The sequence below is a fragment of the Streptomyces sp. NPDC051677 genome (assembly GCF_044453465.1).
Lineage (GTDB): Bacteria > Actinomycetota > Actinomycetes > Streptomycetales > Streptomycetaceae > Streptomyces.
Map to the genome: position 1 here is coordinate 94,097 of NZ_JBITCT010000001.1, position 15,113 is coordinate 109,209.

18 protein-coding genes are annotated in these 15,113 nt (G+C 72.9%); 3 read left to right on the forward strand and 15 right to left on the reverse strand.

Annotation, left to right across the window (positions count from 1 at the left end; genetic code table 11):
* Positions 1-46: 46 nt before the first annotated feature.
* The 5 genes from ACIBAF_RS00420 to hisI all read right to left on the reverse strand — a co-directional run bounded on the left by ACIBAF_RS00420 (position 47) and on the right by hisI (position 3,644).
* Positions 47-481, reverse strand: coding sequence for a DUF2752 domain-containing protein (locus ACIBAF_RS00420; protein ID WP_399460875.1), 435 nt, complete (start codon positions 479-481; stop codon positions 47-49).
* Between the two features lie 79 nt (positions 482-560).
* Positions 561-812 carry an HGxxPAAW family protein gene (locus ACIBAF_RS00425; RefSeq protein ID WP_399460876.1) on the reverse strand — a complete coding sequence of 84 codons (252 nt, stop codon included), beginning with the start codon at positions 810-812 and terminating at the stop codon, positions 561-563.
* A 154-nt stretch (positions 813-966) separates the two neighbouring features.
* Positions 967-1,617, reverse strand: coding sequence for a TIGR02234 family membrane protein (locus ACIBAF_RS00430; RefSeq protein WP_399460877.1), 651 nt, complete (start codon positions 1,615-1,617; stop codon positions 967-969).
* Between the two features lie 114 nt (positions 1,618-1,731).
* Positions 1,732-3,222 (reverse strand): anthranilate synthase component I, encoded by a 1,491-nt coding sequence (locus ACIBAF_RS00435; protein ID WP_399460878.1) that lies wholly within the window; start codon positions 3,220-3,222, stop codon positions 1,732-1,734.
* An 11-nt stretch (positions 3,223-3,233) separates the two neighbouring features.
* Positions 3,234-3,644, reverse strand: a complete 411-nt coding sequence (hisI, locus tag ACIBAF_RS00440; protein ID WP_399460879.1) for a phosphoribosyl-AMP cyclohydrolase — start codon at positions 3,642-3,644, stop codon at positions 3,234-3,236.
* Positions 3,645-3,783: 139 nt separating this feature from the next.
* Between hisI and ACIBAF_RS00445 the strand changes: the two genes are divergently transcribed.
* Positions 3,784-4,419 carry a TIGR03085 family metal-binding protein gene (locus tag ACIBAF_RS00445; RefSeq protein ID WP_399460880.1) on the forward strand — a complete coding sequence of 212 codons (636 nt, stop codon included), beginning with the start codon at positions 3,784-3,786 and terminating at the stop codon, positions 4,417-4,419.
* A gap of 38 nt (positions 4,420-4,457) precedes the next feature.
* On the opposite strand, the gene ACIBAF_RS00450 is transcribed toward ACIBAF_RS00445, so the two are convergent.
* The 10 genes from ACIBAF_RS00450 to hisD form a co-directional block, all read right to left on the reverse strand.
* Positions 4,458-5,747, reverse strand: coding sequence for an MFS transporter (locus tag ACIBAF_RS00450; protein ID WP_399460881.1), 1,290 nt, complete (start codon positions 5,745-5,747; stop codon positions 4,458-4,460).
* A gap of 12 nt (positions 5,748-5,759) precedes the next feature.
* Positions 5,760-6,350 carry an ArsR/SmtB family transcription factor gene (locus ACIBAF_RS00455; RefSeq protein ID WP_399460882.1) on the reverse strand — a complete coding sequence of 197 codons (591 nt, stop codon included), beginning with the start codon at positions 6,348-6,350 and terminating at the stop codon, positions 5,760-5,762.
* 132 nt (positions 6,351-6,482) lie between these two features.
* The gene (gene hisF, locus ACIBAF_RS00460) at positions 6,483-7,238 is read right to left on the reverse strand and encodes an imidazole glycerol phosphate synthase subunit HisF (protein WP_399460883.1); all 756 of its coding nucleotides are present in this window, start codon (positions 7,236-7,238) and stop codon (positions 6,483-6,485) included.
* A complete protein-coding gene (locus ACIBAF_RS00465; protein ID WP_399460884.1) occupies positions 7,235-7,630 on the reverse strand; it encodes a RidA family protein in 396 nt (131 codons plus the stop codon). Before ACIBAF_RS00465 ends, hisF begins: the two co-directional genes overlap by 4 nt.
* A complete protein-coding gene (gene priA, locus ACIBAF_RS00470) occupies positions 7,627-8,352 on the reverse strand; it encodes a bifunctional 1-(5-phosphoribosyl)-5-((5-phosphoribosylamino)methylideneamino)imidazole-4-carboxamide isomerase/phosphoribosylanthranilate isomerase PriA (protein WP_399460885.1) in 726 nt (241 codons plus the stop codon). Before priA ends, ACIBAF_RS00465 begins: the two co-directional genes overlap by 4 nt.
* Positions 8,349-9,008: an imidazole glycerol phosphate synthase subunit HisH gene (gene hisH, locus ACIBAF_RS00475; protein ID WP_399460886.1), complete on the reverse strand. Its 660-nt coding sequence runs from the start codon at positions 9,006-9,008 to the stop codon at positions 8,349-8,351. Before hisH ends, priA begins: the two co-directional genes overlap by 4 nt.
* Positions 9,005-9,169: a hypothetical protein gene (locus tag ACIBAF_RS00480; RefSeq protein WP_329216336.1), complete on the reverse strand. Its 165-nt coding sequence runs from the start codon at positions 9,167-9,169 to the stop codon at positions 9,005-9,007. Before ACIBAF_RS00480 ends, hisH begins: the two co-directional genes overlap by 4 nt.
* 4 nt (positions 9,170-9,173) lie before the next feature.
* On the reverse strand, positions 9,174-9,767 hold the full coding sequence (gene hisB / locus ACIBAF_RS00485; RefSeq protein WP_266395948.1) for an imidazoleglycerol-phosphate dehydratase HisB: 594 nt from the start codon (positions 9,765-9,767) through the stop codon (positions 9,174-9,176).
* The gene (locus tag ACIBAF_RS00490; protein WP_399460887.1) at positions 9,764-10,873 is read right to left on the reverse strand and encodes a histidinol-phosphate transaminase; all 1,110 of its coding nucleotides are present in this window, start codon (positions 10,871-10,873) and stop codon (positions 9,764-9,766) included. The genes hisB and ACIBAF_RS00490 overlap by 4 nt, the downstream gene beginning before the upstream one ends.
* Positions 10,870-12,195, reverse strand: coding sequence for a histidinol dehydrogenase (hisD, locus tag ACIBAF_RS00495; RefSeq protein ID WP_399460888.1), 1,326 nt, complete (start codon positions 12,193-12,195; stop codon positions 10,870-10,872). Before hisD ends, ACIBAF_RS00490 begins: the two co-directional genes overlap by 4 nt.
* A gap of 178 nt (positions 12,196-12,373) precedes the next feature.
* Between hisD and ACIBAF_RS00500 the strand changes: the two genes are divergently transcribed.
* Positions 12,374-13,963 carry an oxidoreductase gene (locus tag ACIBAF_RS00500; protein ID WP_399461318.1) on the forward strand — a complete coding sequence of 530 codons (1,590 nt, stop codon included), beginning with the start codon at positions 12,374-12,376 and terminating at the stop codon, positions 13,961-13,963.
* A gap of 100 nt (positions 13,964-14,063) precedes the next feature.
* Entirely contained in the window at positions 14,064-15,107 is a 1,044-nt protein-coding gene (locus ACIBAF_RS00505; protein ID WP_399461319.1) for a hypothetical protein, read from the forward strand.
* Positions 15,108-15,113 lie beyond the last annotated feature (6 nt).

Genomic DNA, 15,113 nt, shown 5'->3' on the forward strand with positions numbered 1-15,113 from the left:
ACATCCGGCTGACGGCGGTCCCAGTACCTGGACATTCGCCGGTTGATCAAGGATGAAGCCAGCCGCCGAACGGCAGGTTCCGGACAACCGTGAAGATCAGCAGCGTCGCGCCCAGCGTCCAGAGCCGCACGGGGGTGAGGTCGACGCGCAGGGGGCGTCCACGGGCCGCGCGGGCCACCCAGACGGTCCACAGCACCGCGAAGGCCAGGTAGGCGGCGACGGCCGGCGCGTTGTCCTGGAGGGCGGCCTGGAAGTCCCCGTGCGCGAAGGCGTGCGCGCTGCGCAGGCCGCCGCAGCCGGGGCAGTACAGGCCGGTGAAGCGCAGGAGCGGGCAGGCCGGGTAGTGGCCGGGCTCGTTGGGGTCGACGGTCGCTACGTAGGCGAAGGCGCCGACGACGGCCGCGAGGATCCCGGCGGGTACGGCGAGTCGTCCCACGGTCGTCGATGTCACCCTCTGGCTGTCGGCGTTCACGCCTCGCATTGTGCCCCGGCAGGGCGCAGCGCGCGCGTGAGGGGCGGCCGGTTCCGCACCGGCCGCCCCTCACGAAGTCGTACGGGACTCAGCCCTCGGCGCCCGCCGGCTCGGGGGTCGCCGCGACCTGGTGCACCGGGTGCACGTCCTTCGACTGTCCGAGGCCCGCGGCGCGCATCGCCAGGCCGACCACACCGGAGAGGGCCACGATCGCCATGCCGGCCCAGAACCCGAGCGGCTCGGCCATCACCATGAACGCGCCCGCGACGGTGAAACCGATGATGGCGATGATGACACCGGTCCAGGCGGCCGGGGTGTGTCCGTGGCTGCTGCCCGCCATGACTTGCTCCTCATTGCTGTCTCTGTGTCCGTCCGAGCCGGACGCTCGTCGTCCATTGTCCCGTACGCACGCGCGTGCCGGACGCGGGGGTGGTATCCGGTCGCGTCTGATTCACCACATCGGGAACCGGGGACGGCGACCTGGTCGGACCGGTTCAGGCCGGGCCCGTGCCGGTGGGGTCCTCGCCGCGGTCCAGGGCCTTCCACATGTCCTCGGGCCGGTCGGGGTCGACGGGCCCCGGCGCACGCCGGGGGCGCGGGGCGCCGTCGCGTTCGTAGCGGCCGGACATGGCGGGCCACAGGCGGCCGTAGCGCAGGGCCAGCAGGCCGGCCAGGAGGATCAGGGCGCCGCCCGCGGCCGCCGCGTAGGGCCAGGCGGTGTGGGTGAACGAGGCGACGGTGGCCGAGGTGTCGCCGGACGCCTTCGCCGCCTGCTCGTCGAGTGCGGAGTCGTCGGAGGCGCCGAGCAGGGCGGCGGTCATGATGCCGGCGCCGGAGAGCGCGAGCAGGGCGGAGACCGCGAAGCGGCCGGCCCTGCGGACGGCGAAGACGGCGACGAGCGCGGCGAGGCCCACTATGGCGAGCGCCGCGGGCACGCCCGTGACGTCGCTGCCCTTGGCGGTCAGGGGAAAGGCGCCGCCGGCCACCGTCGCCGTGCCCTGCGACCAGCGCTGCCGGGTCGACAGCAGGGCCACGGCAGCGCCCAGCGCCCCGCACAGCAGGGCGAGGGCGAGGCTGCGGCGGCCGGACCGGGCGGCGGCGTCGGATGCGGAACGGGGGTGCGGAACAGCAGTCACGTACCCCACTATCGCCTGAACCCCGGGCGAACCGTCACCCGGGGCGCACGTGAGACGCGTCCTACTGTGCGGGAAGTCGTCCGAAGTCGTCCGAAGTCGTCCCGAAGCCGCCCGGAAAGCGCCCTACTCGCGCGCGGGCCGCCCGAGACGGTTGGCGGTGTGGACGGCGCGCAGGACCGCCGCGGCCTTGTTGCGGCACTCCTGGTCCTCGGCGACCGGGTCGGAGTCGGCGACGATGCCGGCGCCGGCCTGGACGTAGGCCGTGCCGTCGCGCAGCAGGGCCGTGCGGATGGCGATGGCGGTGTCGGAGTCGCCCGCGAAGTCCAGGTAGCCGACGCAGCCGCCGTACAGGCCGCGTCGGGAGGGTTCCAGCTCGTCGATGATCTGCATGGCGCGCGGCTTGGGGGCGCCGGAGAGGGTGCCGGCCGGGAAGCACGCGGTGAGGACGTCGAAGGCGGTGCGGCCGGCGGCGACCTTGCCGGTGACGGTGGAGACGATGTGCATCACGTGCGAGTACCGCTCGACGGACATGAAGTCGACGACCTCGACCGAGCCCGGCTCGCAGACCCGGCCCAGGTCGTTGCGGCCGAGGTCGACGAGCATGAGGTGCTCGGCGCGTTCCTTGGGGTCCGCGAGCAGTTCGTCGGCGAGGGCCTGGTCCTCCTGCGGGGTGGCCCCGCGGTGCCGGGTGCCCGCGATGGGGTGGACCATCGCCTGTCCGTCGGCGACCTTGACGAGCGCCTCGGGGCTGGAGCCCACGACGTCGAAGCCGTCGAAGCGGAAGAGGTACATGTACGGGGAGGGGTTGGTGGCCCTCAGCACCCGGTACACGTCCAACGCGCTTGCCGTGCACGGGGTTTCGAAGCGCTGGGAGGGGACGACCTGGAAGGCCTCGCCCGCGCGGATGCGTTCCTTGACGTCCTCGACGGCCTCCTGGAAGTCGGGGCCGCCCCACAGCGCGGTGTACTCGGGCAGTTCGGAGGGCGGGAGGACGGCCGGGGGCTGGGCGACCGGGCGGGAGAGGTCGGCCTCCATGGCGTCCAGGCGGGCGACTGCGTCCGCGTGGGCCTCGTCGACGCCGGTGTCGAGGTCGTTGTGGTTGATCGCGTTGGCGATCAGCAGGACCGAGCCCTCCCAGTGGTCCATGACGGCGAGGTCGCTGGTCAGGAGCATGGTCAGCTCGGGCAGTCCGAGGTCGTCGCGCTCGCCGGGGCCGATCTTCTCCAGGCGGCGCACGATGTCGTAGCCGAGGTAGCCGACCATGCCGCCGGTGAAGGGCGGCATGCCCTCCTGGTGCGGGGTGTGCAGCGCCTCGATGGCAGCGCGCAGGGCGGCCAGCGGGTCGCCGTCCGTGGGGACCCCGACGGGCGGGGCGCCGAGCCAGTGGGCCTGGCCGTCGAGCGCGGTGAGGGTGGCGGCGCTGCGGACGCCCACGAAGGAGTACCGGGACCAGGAGCGGCCGTTCTCCGCGGACTCCAGCAGGAAGGTGCCGGTGCGCTCGGCGGCGAGCTTGCGGTAGAGCGCGACCGGGGTGTCGCCGTCGGCGAGGAGCTTGCGGGTGACCGGGATGACACGGCGGTCGCCGGCCAGCTTGCGGAAGGTCTCGAGGTCCATGGCGGCTGACCTTACTGATCCGAGGCCGGTACGCCGGAATCCGTCCCGACTCTGTCGGCGCCGTCCTTCAGGAGGACGTCGGCGTCGAAGCAGGTGCGGGCGCCGGTGTGGCAGGCGGCGCCGACCTGGTCGACCTGGACGAGCACGGTGTCGGCGTCGCAGTCGAGGGCGACGGACTTGACCCACTGGAAGTGGCCGGAGGTGTCGCCCTTGACCCAGTACTTCCGGCGGCTGCGCGACCAGTAGGTGCAGCGGCCGGTGGTGAGCGTGCGGTGCAGCGCCTCGTCGTCCATCCAGCCGAGCATGAGCACCTCACCGGTGTCGTACTGCTGGGCGATGGCGGGGACGAGCCCGTCGGCGCTGCGCTTGAGGCGCGCGGCGATCTCGGGGTCCAGGCTGCTGGGCGTGGGCGTACTGGTCATGCTGCCATTCTGCCGCGCGCCACTGACAGTGACGGGACGGTGTCCACTGACTGGAAAGGGCGGCGCGGAGCACCTCGGTGAGGGGTGGTGGGCCGGGAGACGGGTGGGCGGACCTTCCGCACGGTCGTAGGCTGACTGCATGTCGACTTTCGCCAAGCGTGAACGGCTTCTGCTCGCCGACCTCTTGGAGACCGCGGGTCCCGAGGCGCCGACCCTCTGCGAGGGCTGGCAGACCCGGGACCTGGCCGCGCACGTGGTGGTGCGCGAGCGCCGCCCGGACGCCGCCGGCGGCATCCTGATCCCGCAGCTCGCGTCCCGGCTGGACAAGGTGATGGAGGAGTTCGCGGCCAAGCCGTACGAGGAGCTCATCCAGCTGATCCGGACCGGTCCGCCGCGTTTCTCGCCCTTCCAGCTCAAGCAGATCGACGAGGCGTCGAACACGATCGAGTTCTACGTCCACACCGAGGACGTCCGCCGCGCCCAGTCGGACTGGACGCCGCGCGAGCTCGACCCGGTGTTCCAGGACGCGCTGTGGTCCCGGCTGGAGCGCACCGCCCGCCTGATGGGCCGCAGCACCCCGACGGGGCTGGTCCTGCGCCGCGCGGACGGCCGTACGGCGGTCGCCAACCGGGGCACGCCGGTGGTGACGGCGACCGGGGAGCCGTCCGAGCTGCTGCTGTTCCTGTACGGCCGGCAGAGCGCCGCCAAGGTGGAGCTGGTGGGCGAGAAGGACGCGATCGAGAAGCTGCACGGCGGCAAGCAGCTCGGGATCTGAGGGCCGCGCCGCTCGTACTCCGCCTCTGCGGGGTGGCGTCAGCGCGGGAGTTCGGCGCGGCGCAGGCCGGGGACGCACAGGGCCACGATCCCGCCGAGGCCGCAGACCGCGGCGCTGCCGACGAACACGGGGCCGGTGCCCCAGGCGCCGATGGCCGCGGCCGACAGCGGCATGCTGAGCGGGGTGAGGCCGAGGCTGACGAGGCTGGAGACGGCGGTGACGCGGCCCAGGTAGGCGGGGTCGGCCTGGGTCTGCAGCAGGGCGCCGCACATGGCGCCGCTGAGGCCGGCGAGAAGCCCGATCAGCAGGGCCGTGCCGACGGCGGCGGCGACCGTCGGCGCGTACGCGAGGGAGCCGATGGCCAGCGAACCGGCCAGGATCGAGCAGCCGGCGACCTGTCCGGCGCGCGGGAGCCGCCCGCGCAGGGTCAGCAGCAGCGAGGCGGCGCCCGCGCCGACGCCGAACCCGGAGAGCACCCAGCCCATGCCGGAGGCGCCCCACCCGCGTTCGTCGGCCAGCAGGGTCAGGCCCACGTTGAGCGGTCCGACGAAGCCGAGGTCGCCGAGGGCGATGGCCGCCATCAGCGGGGCGAGGACCCGGTGGCGGCGGATGTATCCGAGACCGGCCACGAGGTCGGCCCAGGCGGTCGCGTTCGGCGCGGCGTCGGCGGCGGTGGCGGTGGCGGTGGCGTCGTGCGGCGGAAGGTCGCGTATCCGCACGCAGAGGAGCAGCGGCACCGACACCGCGATGAGCAGCCCGGCGATGGCGAAGGCGGCCGCCGCGCCGCCCGCCGCCACGCCGAAGCCGCCGAGCGGGGCGCCGACGACGCTCGCGAACCGGATCGCCAGTCCGCGCATGCCCTGCACGCGCGCGAGCTGGTCACGACGCGTCACGCGCGCGGGCAGGGCGCCCACGGCCGGCACGAACACGGCGTCGACGGCGCCGAAGACCAGCGCCAGCAGGGCCAGCGGCCACAGGCCGGGAGAGGTCGCGTACAGCAGCGCGGCGACCGCGAGGACGGCCGCGCAGCGCACGGCGTCGCTGCCGACGACGACCCGGCGCGGACCCAGCCGGTCGGCGATCACTCCCCCGCCCAGCATCAGCAGGGCCCGCGGCAGAGCGCTCGCCGTCATCACGAGCCCGGCCTGTGAGGGCGTACCGGCCTGTACGGCGGCCCAGGACAGGGCGATGTAGTAGACGCTGTCGCCGACCATCGAGGCGGTGTAGGCGGCGAGCCAGCGCAGCACGTTGGGGTCGCGGTGGGCCGGCGGTTCGGAGGCGATCGGCTGAGCGCTCTCGTGCGCGGTCTCGTGCGCGGTGGCGGTCACGGGCGGCCTCTCTCAGATCCGGAACGGGAACGCGTACGTGTGCACCGCGACGTTCTCGCGGCCTTCGGTGTCGCCGGCGGTCTCGGCGGCCCGGCCCCGCTCGTCGTACTTGTGGAGGAGGGCGAGCATCTCCTGGGTGAGCTCGGCCAGTTCGTTGGCCGTGAGGCGCAGCGTGCCCTCGGCGGACTCGGCCGTCCGGTTCCACTCGGGGCCCCAGTGGGCGCGCTCGTCCAGCCAGCGCCGGTACATGTCCATGCGCTGTTCGGCGAAGAACCTGCTGGCCGCCGTGTGGGCGGCCGCCTTCTCGGGGGCGTCGCGGAAGTCCTCGTCGCGGATGCTCACTCCGTCGGAGGCGGGCTGCCACCAGCGCTCCCGGCCGTCCCCGCTCTGTGGCGCGGCCTCCTCGATCAGGCCGTGCTCGGCGAGCTTGCGCAGGTGGTAGCTGACGAGCGAGACGGCCTCGTCGACCTGTTCGGCGAGCTGGGAGGCGGTGGCGACCCGGGCGACCGTCAGGCCCCGGTACAGCTTCATCCGCAGGGGGTGGGCGAGGGCCTTGAGGGTGCCCAGGTCCGTGATCCGGCGGTCTCTCTCCTTGTCTGTCATGCCCCCACCCTAGACAGGAAAGAAAAGTTGCGCAATTTATTTTGCGCAACTTCTCTTTCTCATCTGGGCACGAGTAAGCCCCGACCACCAGGTGGCCGGGGCTTACCCCACGTCATCACCCGCCCGAAGGCGTCACCGCACGGGGTGTCCCGCCCCCCGCAGCGTGTCCTTCACCTGCCCGATCCGCAGGTCCCCGAAGTGAAACACCGACGCGGCCAGCACCGCGTCCGCGCCCGCCTCGACGGCCGGCGGGAAGTCGGCGAGCCGGCCGGCGCCGCCGGAGGCGATCACCGGGACCGTCACATGCCTGCGCACGGCCCCGATCATCTCCAGGTCATAGCCGTCCTTGGTGCCGTCGGCGTCCATCGAGTTGAGCAGGATCTCCCCCGCGCCCAGCTCGGCCGCCCGGTGCGCCCACTCGACCGCGTCGATCCCGGTGCCCTTGCGGCCTCCGTGGGTGGTCACCTCGAAGCCCCCCGAAGGGGTCCGCCGGGCGTCCACCGACAGCACCAGCACCTGGCGGCCGAACCGCTCGGCGATCTCCTTGATCAGCTCCGGGCGGGCGATCGCGGCCGTGTTCACGCCCACCTTGTCGGCGCCCGCGCGCAGCAGCTTGTCGACGTCCTCGGGCGTGCGCACCCCGCCGCCGACGGTGAGCGGGATGAACACCTGCTCGGCGGTGCGGCGCACCACGTCGTAGGTGGTCTCGCGGTTGCCGGAGGAGGCCGTGATGTCCAGGAACGTCAGCTCGTCGGCGCCCTCGGCGTCGTACACCTTGGCCATCTCGACGGGGTCGCCCGCGTCGCGCAGGTTCTGGAAGTTGACGCCCTTGACGACCCGGCCGTTGTCCACGTCCAGGCAGGGGATGACTCGGATCGCCAGGGTCATGACGGCACTCCCCGGAACGCCTCCACCTCGACCTCGACGACCAGGGACGGGTCCACGAAGCCGGAGACGATGATCATGGATGCGGCGGGCCGGACGGAGTCGAACAGCTCCTTGTGGGCGCGTCCGACGTCGTCCACGTCCCGCGCGTGGGTGATGTACATGCGCGTCCGCACGACGTCGTCGCGTCCGAGACCCAGCTGCTCCAGCGCCGCGAACGCGACGTTGAAGGCGTTGACCGTCTGCTCGTAGGGGCCGCCCCCGGCGATCTCCCCGTCCACTATCGAGGTGCAGCCGGAGACCAGCACCAGGCCGTTCGGCAGCTCCACCGCGCGGGAGTAGCCGAAGGCCTCCTCCCAGGGCGCGCCCGTCGTGACGCGTCGTACGTCGCTCACCGGGCCACCGCCTCCAGGGCCTCTTCCAGGGTGAACGCCTTGGCGTAGAGCGCCTTGCCGACGATGGAGCCCTCGACGCCGAGGGGCACCAGCTCGGCGATGGCCCGCAGGTCGTCGAGGGAGGACACGCCGCCCGACGCCACGACCGGCCGGTCCGTCGCCGCGCAGACGTTCCTCAGCAGCTCCAGGTTCGGGCCCTGCAGCGTGCCGTCCTTGGCGATGTCGGTGACGACGTACCGCGCGCAGCCCTGCTTGTCGAGGCGCTCCAGCGTCTCGTAGAGGTCGCCGCCGTCCCGGGTCCAGCCACGCCCGCGCAAGGTCGTGCCGCGGACGTCGAGGCCGACGGCGATCTTGTCGCCGTGCTCGGCGATGACCTCGGCGACCCACTCGGGCGTCTCCAGGGCGGCCGTGCCCAGGTTCACCCGCGTGCAGCCGGTGGCCAGGGCGGCGGCGAGGGTGTCGTCGTCGCGGATGCCGCCGGACAGCTCCACCTTGATGTCCATCGCCCCCGCGACCTCGGCGATCAGCGCGCGGTTGTCGCCGGTGCCGAACGCGGCGTCCAGGTCGACCAGGTGCAGCCACTCGGCGCCCGAGCGCTGCCAGGCGAGAGCGGCTTCCAGGGGCGAACCGTAAGAAGTTTCCGTCCCCGACTCGCCGTGCACGAGACGGACGGCCTGGCCGTCGCGGACGTCGACGGCGGGGAGGAGTTCGAGCTTGCTCACAGGGTTCCGATCCAGTTGGTGAGGAGCTGGGCTCCGGCGTCGCCGGACTTCTCGGGGTGGAACTGCGTGGCCCACAGCGCGCCGTTCTCCACGGCGGCCACGAACGGCTTCCCGTGCGTCGACCAGGTCACCTTCGGAGCGTGCAGCAGCGGGTTGTGCACGTCCAGCAACCAGTCGTGGACGGCGTAGGAGTGCACGAAGTAGTAGCGCGCGTCCGCGTCCAGGCCGGCGAACAGCTCGGAGTCGGCCGGGGCCTCGACGGTGTTCCAGCCCATGTGGGGCACGATCTCGGCCTGGAGCGGCTCGACCGCGCCGGGCCATTCGTCCAGGCCCTCGGTCTGGACGCCGTGCTCGATGCCGCGCGCGAAGAGGATCTGCATGCCGACGCAGATGCCCATGACCGGGCGGCCGCCGGACAGCCGGCGGCCGATGATCCAGTCGCCGCGGGCCTCCTTCAGGCCCTTCATGCAGGCGGCGAAGGCGCCGACGCCCGGCACCAGCAGCCCGTCGGCGTTCATCGCCGTGTCGAAGTCACGGGTGATCTCCACGTCGGCGCCGGCGCGCGCGAGGGCACGCTCGGCGGACCGCACGTTGCCGAAGCCGTAGTCGAAGACCACGACCTTCTTGGCGGCTCTCGCCTTGCCGGCGGTGCTCAATTCCACACCTCCAGCCTCACCACGCCCGCGACGAGACACATCGTGGCCCCGATCGAGAGCAGCACGATCAGGCTCTTCGGCATCTGCTGCTTGACGAAGGAGTAGATGCCGCCGGCCAGGAAGAGGCCGACGACGATCAGGATGGTCGACAGTCCGGTCATGGCTTTACAGCGCGCCCTTCGTGGAGGGGAGGATGCCGGCCGCGCGCGGGTCGCGCTCGGAGGCGTAGCGCAGGGCCCGGGCCAGCGCCTTGAACTGGCATTCCACGATGTGGTGCGCGTTGCGCCCGTAGGGCACGTGCACGTGCAGCGCGATCTGCGCCTGGGCGACGAAGGACTCCAGGATGTGCCGGGTCATCGTGGTGTCGTACTCGCCGATCATCGGCGCCATGTTCTCGGGCTCGGTGTGCACGAGGTAGGGGCGGCCGGACAGGTCGACGGTCACCTGGGCGAGCGACTCGTCCAGCGGGACCGTGCAGTTGCCGAAGCGGTAGATCCCCACCTTGTCGCCGAGGGCCTGCTTGAAGGCGGCGCCGAGCGCGAGGGCGGTGTCCTCGATGGTGTGGTGGGAGTCGATGTGCAGGTCGCCGTCGGTCTTCACGGTCAGGTCGAACAGACCGTGGCGGCCGAGCTGGTCGAGCATGTGGTCGTAGAAGCCGACACCGGTCGACACATCGACCTTGCCGCTGCCGTCGAGGTTGATCTCGACGAGGACCGAGGTCTCCTTGGTGGTGCGCTCCACGCGTCCAACGCGGCTCATGAGCTCTGCTCCTTCTTGACTTCACGGACCGCGTCGAGGAACGCGTCGTTCTCTTCGGGGGTTCCGGCGGTGACCCGCAGCCAGCCGGGCACGCCGTTGTCCCGGACCAGGACGCCCCGGTCGAGGATCTGCTGCCAGCCGACGTGGGCGTCGGCGAACCGCCCGAACTGCACGAAGTTGGCGTCGGACGCCGTGACCTCGTACCCGATCGCGAGCAGCTCGCGCACCAGCCGGTCCCGCTCCGACTTCAGCTGCTCGACGTACTTCAGCAGCGTGTCGGTGTGCTCCAGGGCGGCCAGCGCGGTCGCCTGCGTGACGGCCGACAGGTGGTACGGCAGCCGGACGAGCTGGACGGCGTCCACGACCGCCGGGTGCGCGGCCAGGTAGCCGAGGCGCAGGCCGGCCGCGCCGAAGGCCTTCGACATCGTCCGCGAGACGACGAGATTCGGCCGGCCTTCGAGCAGCGGCAGCAGCGAGTCGCCGTGGCTGAACTCGATGTACGCCTCGTCGACCACGACCATCGACGGCTTCGCGGCCTGCGCCGCCTCGTACAGCGCGAGGACCGTGGCGGCCGGGACCGCGGTGCCGGTGGGGTTGTTGGGGGTGGTGACGAAGACGACGTCGGGCCGGTGCTCGGCGATGGCCTTCTCGGCCGCCGCGAGGTCGATCGTGAAGTCCTCGTGGCGCGGGCCCGAGATCCATCCGGTCCCGGTGCCGCGCGCGATGAGCCCGTGCATCGAGTACGACGGCTCGAAGCCGATCGCGGTACGACCCGGTCCGCCGAAGGTCTGCAGCAGCTGCTGGAGGACCTCGTTGGAGCCGTTCGCCGCCCACACGTTCGCCAGGCCCACCTCGTGCCCGGCGGTGTCCGTCAGGTACTTCGCGAGCTGGGTGCGCAGCTCCACCGCGTCGCGGTCCGGGTAGCGGTTGAGGTCGCGGGCGGCCTCGCGCACCCGCTCCGCGATCCGCTCGACCAGCGGCTCGGGCAGCGGGTAGGGGTTCTCGTTGGTGTTCAGCCGTACGGGGACGTCCAACTGGGGCGCGCCGTAGGGGGACTTGCCGCGCAGCTCGTCCCGTACGGGAAGATCGTCGATTCCGAAGCTCACTTGCTCTCAGGCACCTTCCAACCGAACCTCGCCTTGACCGCCGCGCCGTGCGCGGGCAGGTCCTCCGCCTCCGCCAGCGTCACCACGTGATGCGCGACCTCGGCCAGCGCGTCCCGCGTGTAGTCGACGATGTGGATGCCCCTCAGGAAGGACTGCACGGACAGGCCGGAGGAGTGGCAGGCGCAGCCGCCCGTGGGGAGCACGTGGTTGGACCCCGCGGCGTAGTCGCCCAGGGACACCGGCGCCCAGGGGCCGATGAAGATCGCGCCCGCGTTGCGCACCCGGTCGGCGACCGCGGCGGCGTCGGCCGTCTGGATCTCCAGGTGCTCGGCGCCGTACGCGTCGACGACGCGCAGGCCCTCGTCGATCCCGTCGACGAGCACGATCGCCGACTGCCTGCCGCTGAGCGCCGGGACGATCCGGTCCTCGATGTGCTTGGTGGCCGCGACCTGCGGCTCCAGCTCCTTCTCGACCGCGTCCGCCAGCGCGACGGAGTCGGTGACCAGCACCGCCGCCGCCAGCGGGTCGTGCTCGGCCTGGCTGATCAGGTCGGCGGCGACGTGCGCCGGGTCGGCGCTGTCGTCGGCCAGGACGGCGATCTCGGTCGGGCCGGCCTCGGCGTCGATGCCGATCTTGCCGGTGAAGTAGCGCTTGGCGGCGGCGACCCAGATGTTGCCGGGGCCGGTGACCATGTCTGCGGGCGGGCAGGACTCGGTGCCGTACGCGAACATCGCGACGGCGGTCGCGCCGCCGGCCGCGTACACCTCGTCGATGCCGAGCAGCGCGCACGCGGCGAGGATCGTCGGGTGCGGCAGGCCGTCGAACTCGGCCTGGGCGGGGGAGGCGAGCGCGATGGACTCGACGCCGGCCTCCTGCGCGGGCACGACGTTCATGACGACCGAGGACGGGTAGACCGACCGGCCGCCGGGCGCGTACAGCCCGACCCGGTCGACCGGCGCCCACTTCTCGGTCACCGAACCGCCCGGCACGACCTGGGTCGTGTGCGTCGTGCGGCGCTGTGCGCGGTGGACGAGACGGGTGCGGCGGATGGACTCCTCCAGGGCCGCGCGCACGGCCGGGTCGAGCCGCTCCAGCGCGTCGGCGATCGCCTGCGCCGGGACCCGTACGGATTCCAGCCGCACTCCGTCGAACTTCTCGGCGAAGTCGATCAGCGCCGCGTCGCCCCGATGATGTACGGCCTCGCAGATCGGACGCACCTTCTCCAGGGCGGCCGAGACGTCGAAGTCGGCTCGGGGCAGCAGGTCGCGCAGGGCGGGTCCCTCGGGGAGGGCGTCGCCGCGCAGATCGATTCGGGAGATCACGCGGTCAATTCTCTCAGACCGGGATCGAGCGTCGTCCGCGCGTATCAATGGCTGATACAGAACCTGGCCGGAAATCGGAAGATCACCTTCACTGGGGGCGTTCGGGGGGTCACTCAACGGGCATGAACAGCTGTGCGAAACCTGTGAGTAACGACAGAAACGAAGTGGGGTGAACCGTGTGACCGAGGGGGCGGGCATCCGTGCCGGGGACGCCGCCGGAGACCTGCCGGACGACCTGACCGCCGCCGAGGCCGGCATGTGGCAGGCCTTCCGCAACGGCAGCGCGTACGACCTGAGCAGCGGGGACACGGTCGTCGACGACCCGCACGGCGGGCATCCCTGGGGCGAGTCGCGCACCGTGCGGGCCCGCATCGTCGCCTGGCTGCTGCTGGCCGGTCCGCCCGCGCTGGCCGGCCGGGTCTCCTCGCTGAAGCTGGTCGGCGTGCAGGTCAGCGGCACCCTGGACCTCGCGGGCGGCACGGTGGTGCCGTATGTGGAGATGAAGCGCTGCCGGTTCGAGCGGGAGGTGCTGCTGCCGGAGGCGCGGTTCACGACCCTGCGGATGGTGGACTGCCAGGTGCCGCGCCTGGAGGCGGCCCGGGTGCACACCGAGGGCGATCTGCACCTGCCCCGCTGCCGTTTCCACAACGGCGTGCGGCTCACCGACGCGCACATCGGCACGGACCTGCTGCTCAACCAGGCGATCGTCTACCGCGACCGCTCCGGCCGCTCGATCGCCGCCGACGGCATGACGGTCGGCCAGGACCTCCAGGCGGAGCTGCTGGAGTCGCACGGCGAGCTGAGTCTGCGCAGCGCCCAGATCGGCGTGTCGCTGAGCCTGCGCGGGGCGCGGCTGACCAACCCCTACACGCGGCTCGCACTGAACGCGCCCCAGCTGACCGTGGAACGCTCGCTGTACCTGACCCCGGCCGGCGTCGGCGGCCAGGCGCTGAGCGGCACGACGCCCGCGCGCGGGACGCGCATCCAGCGCTTCGAGTGCCGGGGCGGGGTGCGGCTGGACGACGGGCGGTTCGGGGACGCCGTGGACCTGGAGCGGGCCCGGTTCACCTTCACGGAGGACCAGGAGCTGTCGCTGCGCCGGGTACAGACGCCCGAGCTGCGCTTCCTCGGGGAGCGGCCGAGGCGCGGCAAGGCAGTGCTGTCGGGCGCCCGGGTGATCAACCTGGTGGACCGGGCGAGCGCCTGGCCCGGCCCGGGCAACCTGCACATGGGCGGCTTCGCGTACGAGAACCTGGTGCCGCAGGGCCCGTTCCCGCTGGCCGAGCGGCTGCGCTGGGTGGCCGCGGCGACCGCCGAGTACGCCCCGGAGCCGTACGAGCGGCTGGCGGCCGTGCTGCGGGCCGGCGGGGAGGACGAGGACGCCCGCGAGGTGCTGCTGGCCAAGCAGCGCCGCCGCCGGGAGACGCTCCCGCCGGCCGCGAAGGTGCTGGGATACGTCCAGGACTGGACGGTCGCCTACGGATACCGGCCGGGCCGGGCGGCGGTGTGGATGGCGGTGCTGTGGGCGGCGAGCTCCCTGGCGTTCGCGCACGCCCCGCATCCGCCCGTCGACCGCGCCGGGCACCCGCCCTGGAACCCGGCGCTCCTCGCCCTCGACCTGCTGCTGCCCGTCATCGACCTGGGGCAGGCCGGCCAGTGGCAGCTGCGCGGCGGCTGGCAGTGGCTGTCGGCGGCGCTGATCCTGCTCGGCTGGATCCTGGCGACGACGGTGGCGGCGGGGGCGACGCGACTGCTGCGCCGGGGCTGAGCACCCCGCCACCCGCCTTTACCGTCCCTTGACCCGGGGCCGTACAACTTTCCACAGGTTGCCCCAACCCTCTGGCGCAATGTGAACCAGCGGCTTTTCAATAGTCGGCACCATGGCTCTGCTGCCCCCGTTCATCCGCGCCTCCCGGTTCTCCCGGACGGCGCGGACCGCCGCCCCCCACAGCGCCGCCGGGCTCCCCGCCGACGACGAGGTGCTCCTCGACGTGCCCGACGACCGGCTCGGACCCGCGCTGGTCGCCGCCGGCCTGGGCGCCTACGCGCCCGCCGCCGAACTGCTGGCGCACACCCGGGAACGGGCCGAGTGGGAGTACCGCGACCGGTACGTGACCCGGCTGGCGTCCTTCGCGCGCTCGCGTCCGGAGTGGTTCGACGAGTGGGGCGCCGCCGCCCCGCGCGACCCCGACGTCCTCCTCGTCGCCGCCCAGCTCGCGGTGGCGCGCGCCTGGCAGTCGCCGGCCCGGGCCGAGCTGCTGCGCGAGGTGAGCCCGCTGATCACGGCGGCCGCGCAGAGCGACGTCCGCGACCCGGTGCCGTGGCGGATCGCCCTGGACCACGCGCGCGGGGCGCGGGCCGGGCACAAGTACTTCGGCGAGCTGTGGGCGGCCGCGGTCCGCCGCGCCCCGCACCACTACGGCTGCCATGTGGCGGCCAAGCGCTATCTGGCCGAGTCGTGGCACGGCTCCCACCGGGAGTGCTTCGACTTCGCCGACCGGGCCGCGCAGGACGCCCCGGCCGGCTCCCTCGTCCAGGCGCTGCCCGCGCGGGCCGCCTTCGCGTACCTCACCGACGGCTGCGGCCCCGAGGTGCCGCGCGAGCGGCTGGACGCGGCGGCCGACCGCGCCGTCGCGCTCTCCGCGCGCTTTCCCGCCGCCGACCCGTGGCCGGCCGAGATCCGCAACGTCCTGACGTACGTCCTGGCCCGGCTGGGCCGCCGCGACGACGCCCTCGCGCAGCTGCGCCTGATCGGCCCGTACGCCACCTCCTTCCCCTGGGGCCGGCTGTCCGACGACCCCCTCGGCCACTTCCTGGCCGTCCGCGAGGAAGTGCGCTCGGGGCCGTCGGGGCAGCCCCCGTGGCATCCGGGGAACGGGCACGGCGGACGAGCCCGTCCGCTGGACCACTAGGCTTCT

Coding starts and splice junctions, on each gene's coding strand:
- ACIBAF_RS00425 (WP_399460876.1), bottom strand. CDS start 812: ATGGCGGGCAGCAGCCACGGACACACCCCGGCCGCCTGGACCGGTGTC.
- ACIBAF_RS00455 (WP_399460882.1), bottom strand. CDS start 6,350: ATGACAGACAAGGAGAGAGACCGCCGGATCACGGACCTGGGCACCCTC.
- hisF (WP_399460883.1), bottom strand. CDS start 7,238: ATGACCCTGGCGATCCGAGTCATCCCCTGCCTGGACGTGGACAACGGC.
- hisB (WP_266395948.1), bottom strand. CDS start 9,767: ATGAGCCGCGTTGGACGCGTGGAGCGCACCACCAAGGAGACCTCGGTC.
- hisI (WP_399460879.1), bottom strand. CDS start 3,644: ATGACCAGTACGCCCACGCCCAGCAGCCTGGACCCCGAGATCGCCGCG.
- ACIBAF_RS00445 (WP_399460880.1), top strand. CDS start 3,784: ATGTCGACTTTCGCCAAGCGTGAACGGCTTCTGCTCGCCGACCTCTTG.
- ACIBAF_RS00480 (WP_329216336.1), bottom strand. CDS start 9,169: ATGACCGGACTGTCGACCATCCTGATCGTCGTCGGCCTCTTCCTGGCC.
- ACIBAF_RS00420 (WP_399460875.1), bottom strand. CDS start 481: ATGCGAGGCGTGAACGCCGACAGCCAGAGGGTGACATCGACGACCGTG.
- ACIBAF_RS00435 (WP_399460878.1), bottom strand. CDS start 3,222: ATGGACCTCGAGACCTTCCGCAAGCTGGCCGGCGACCGCCGTGTCATC.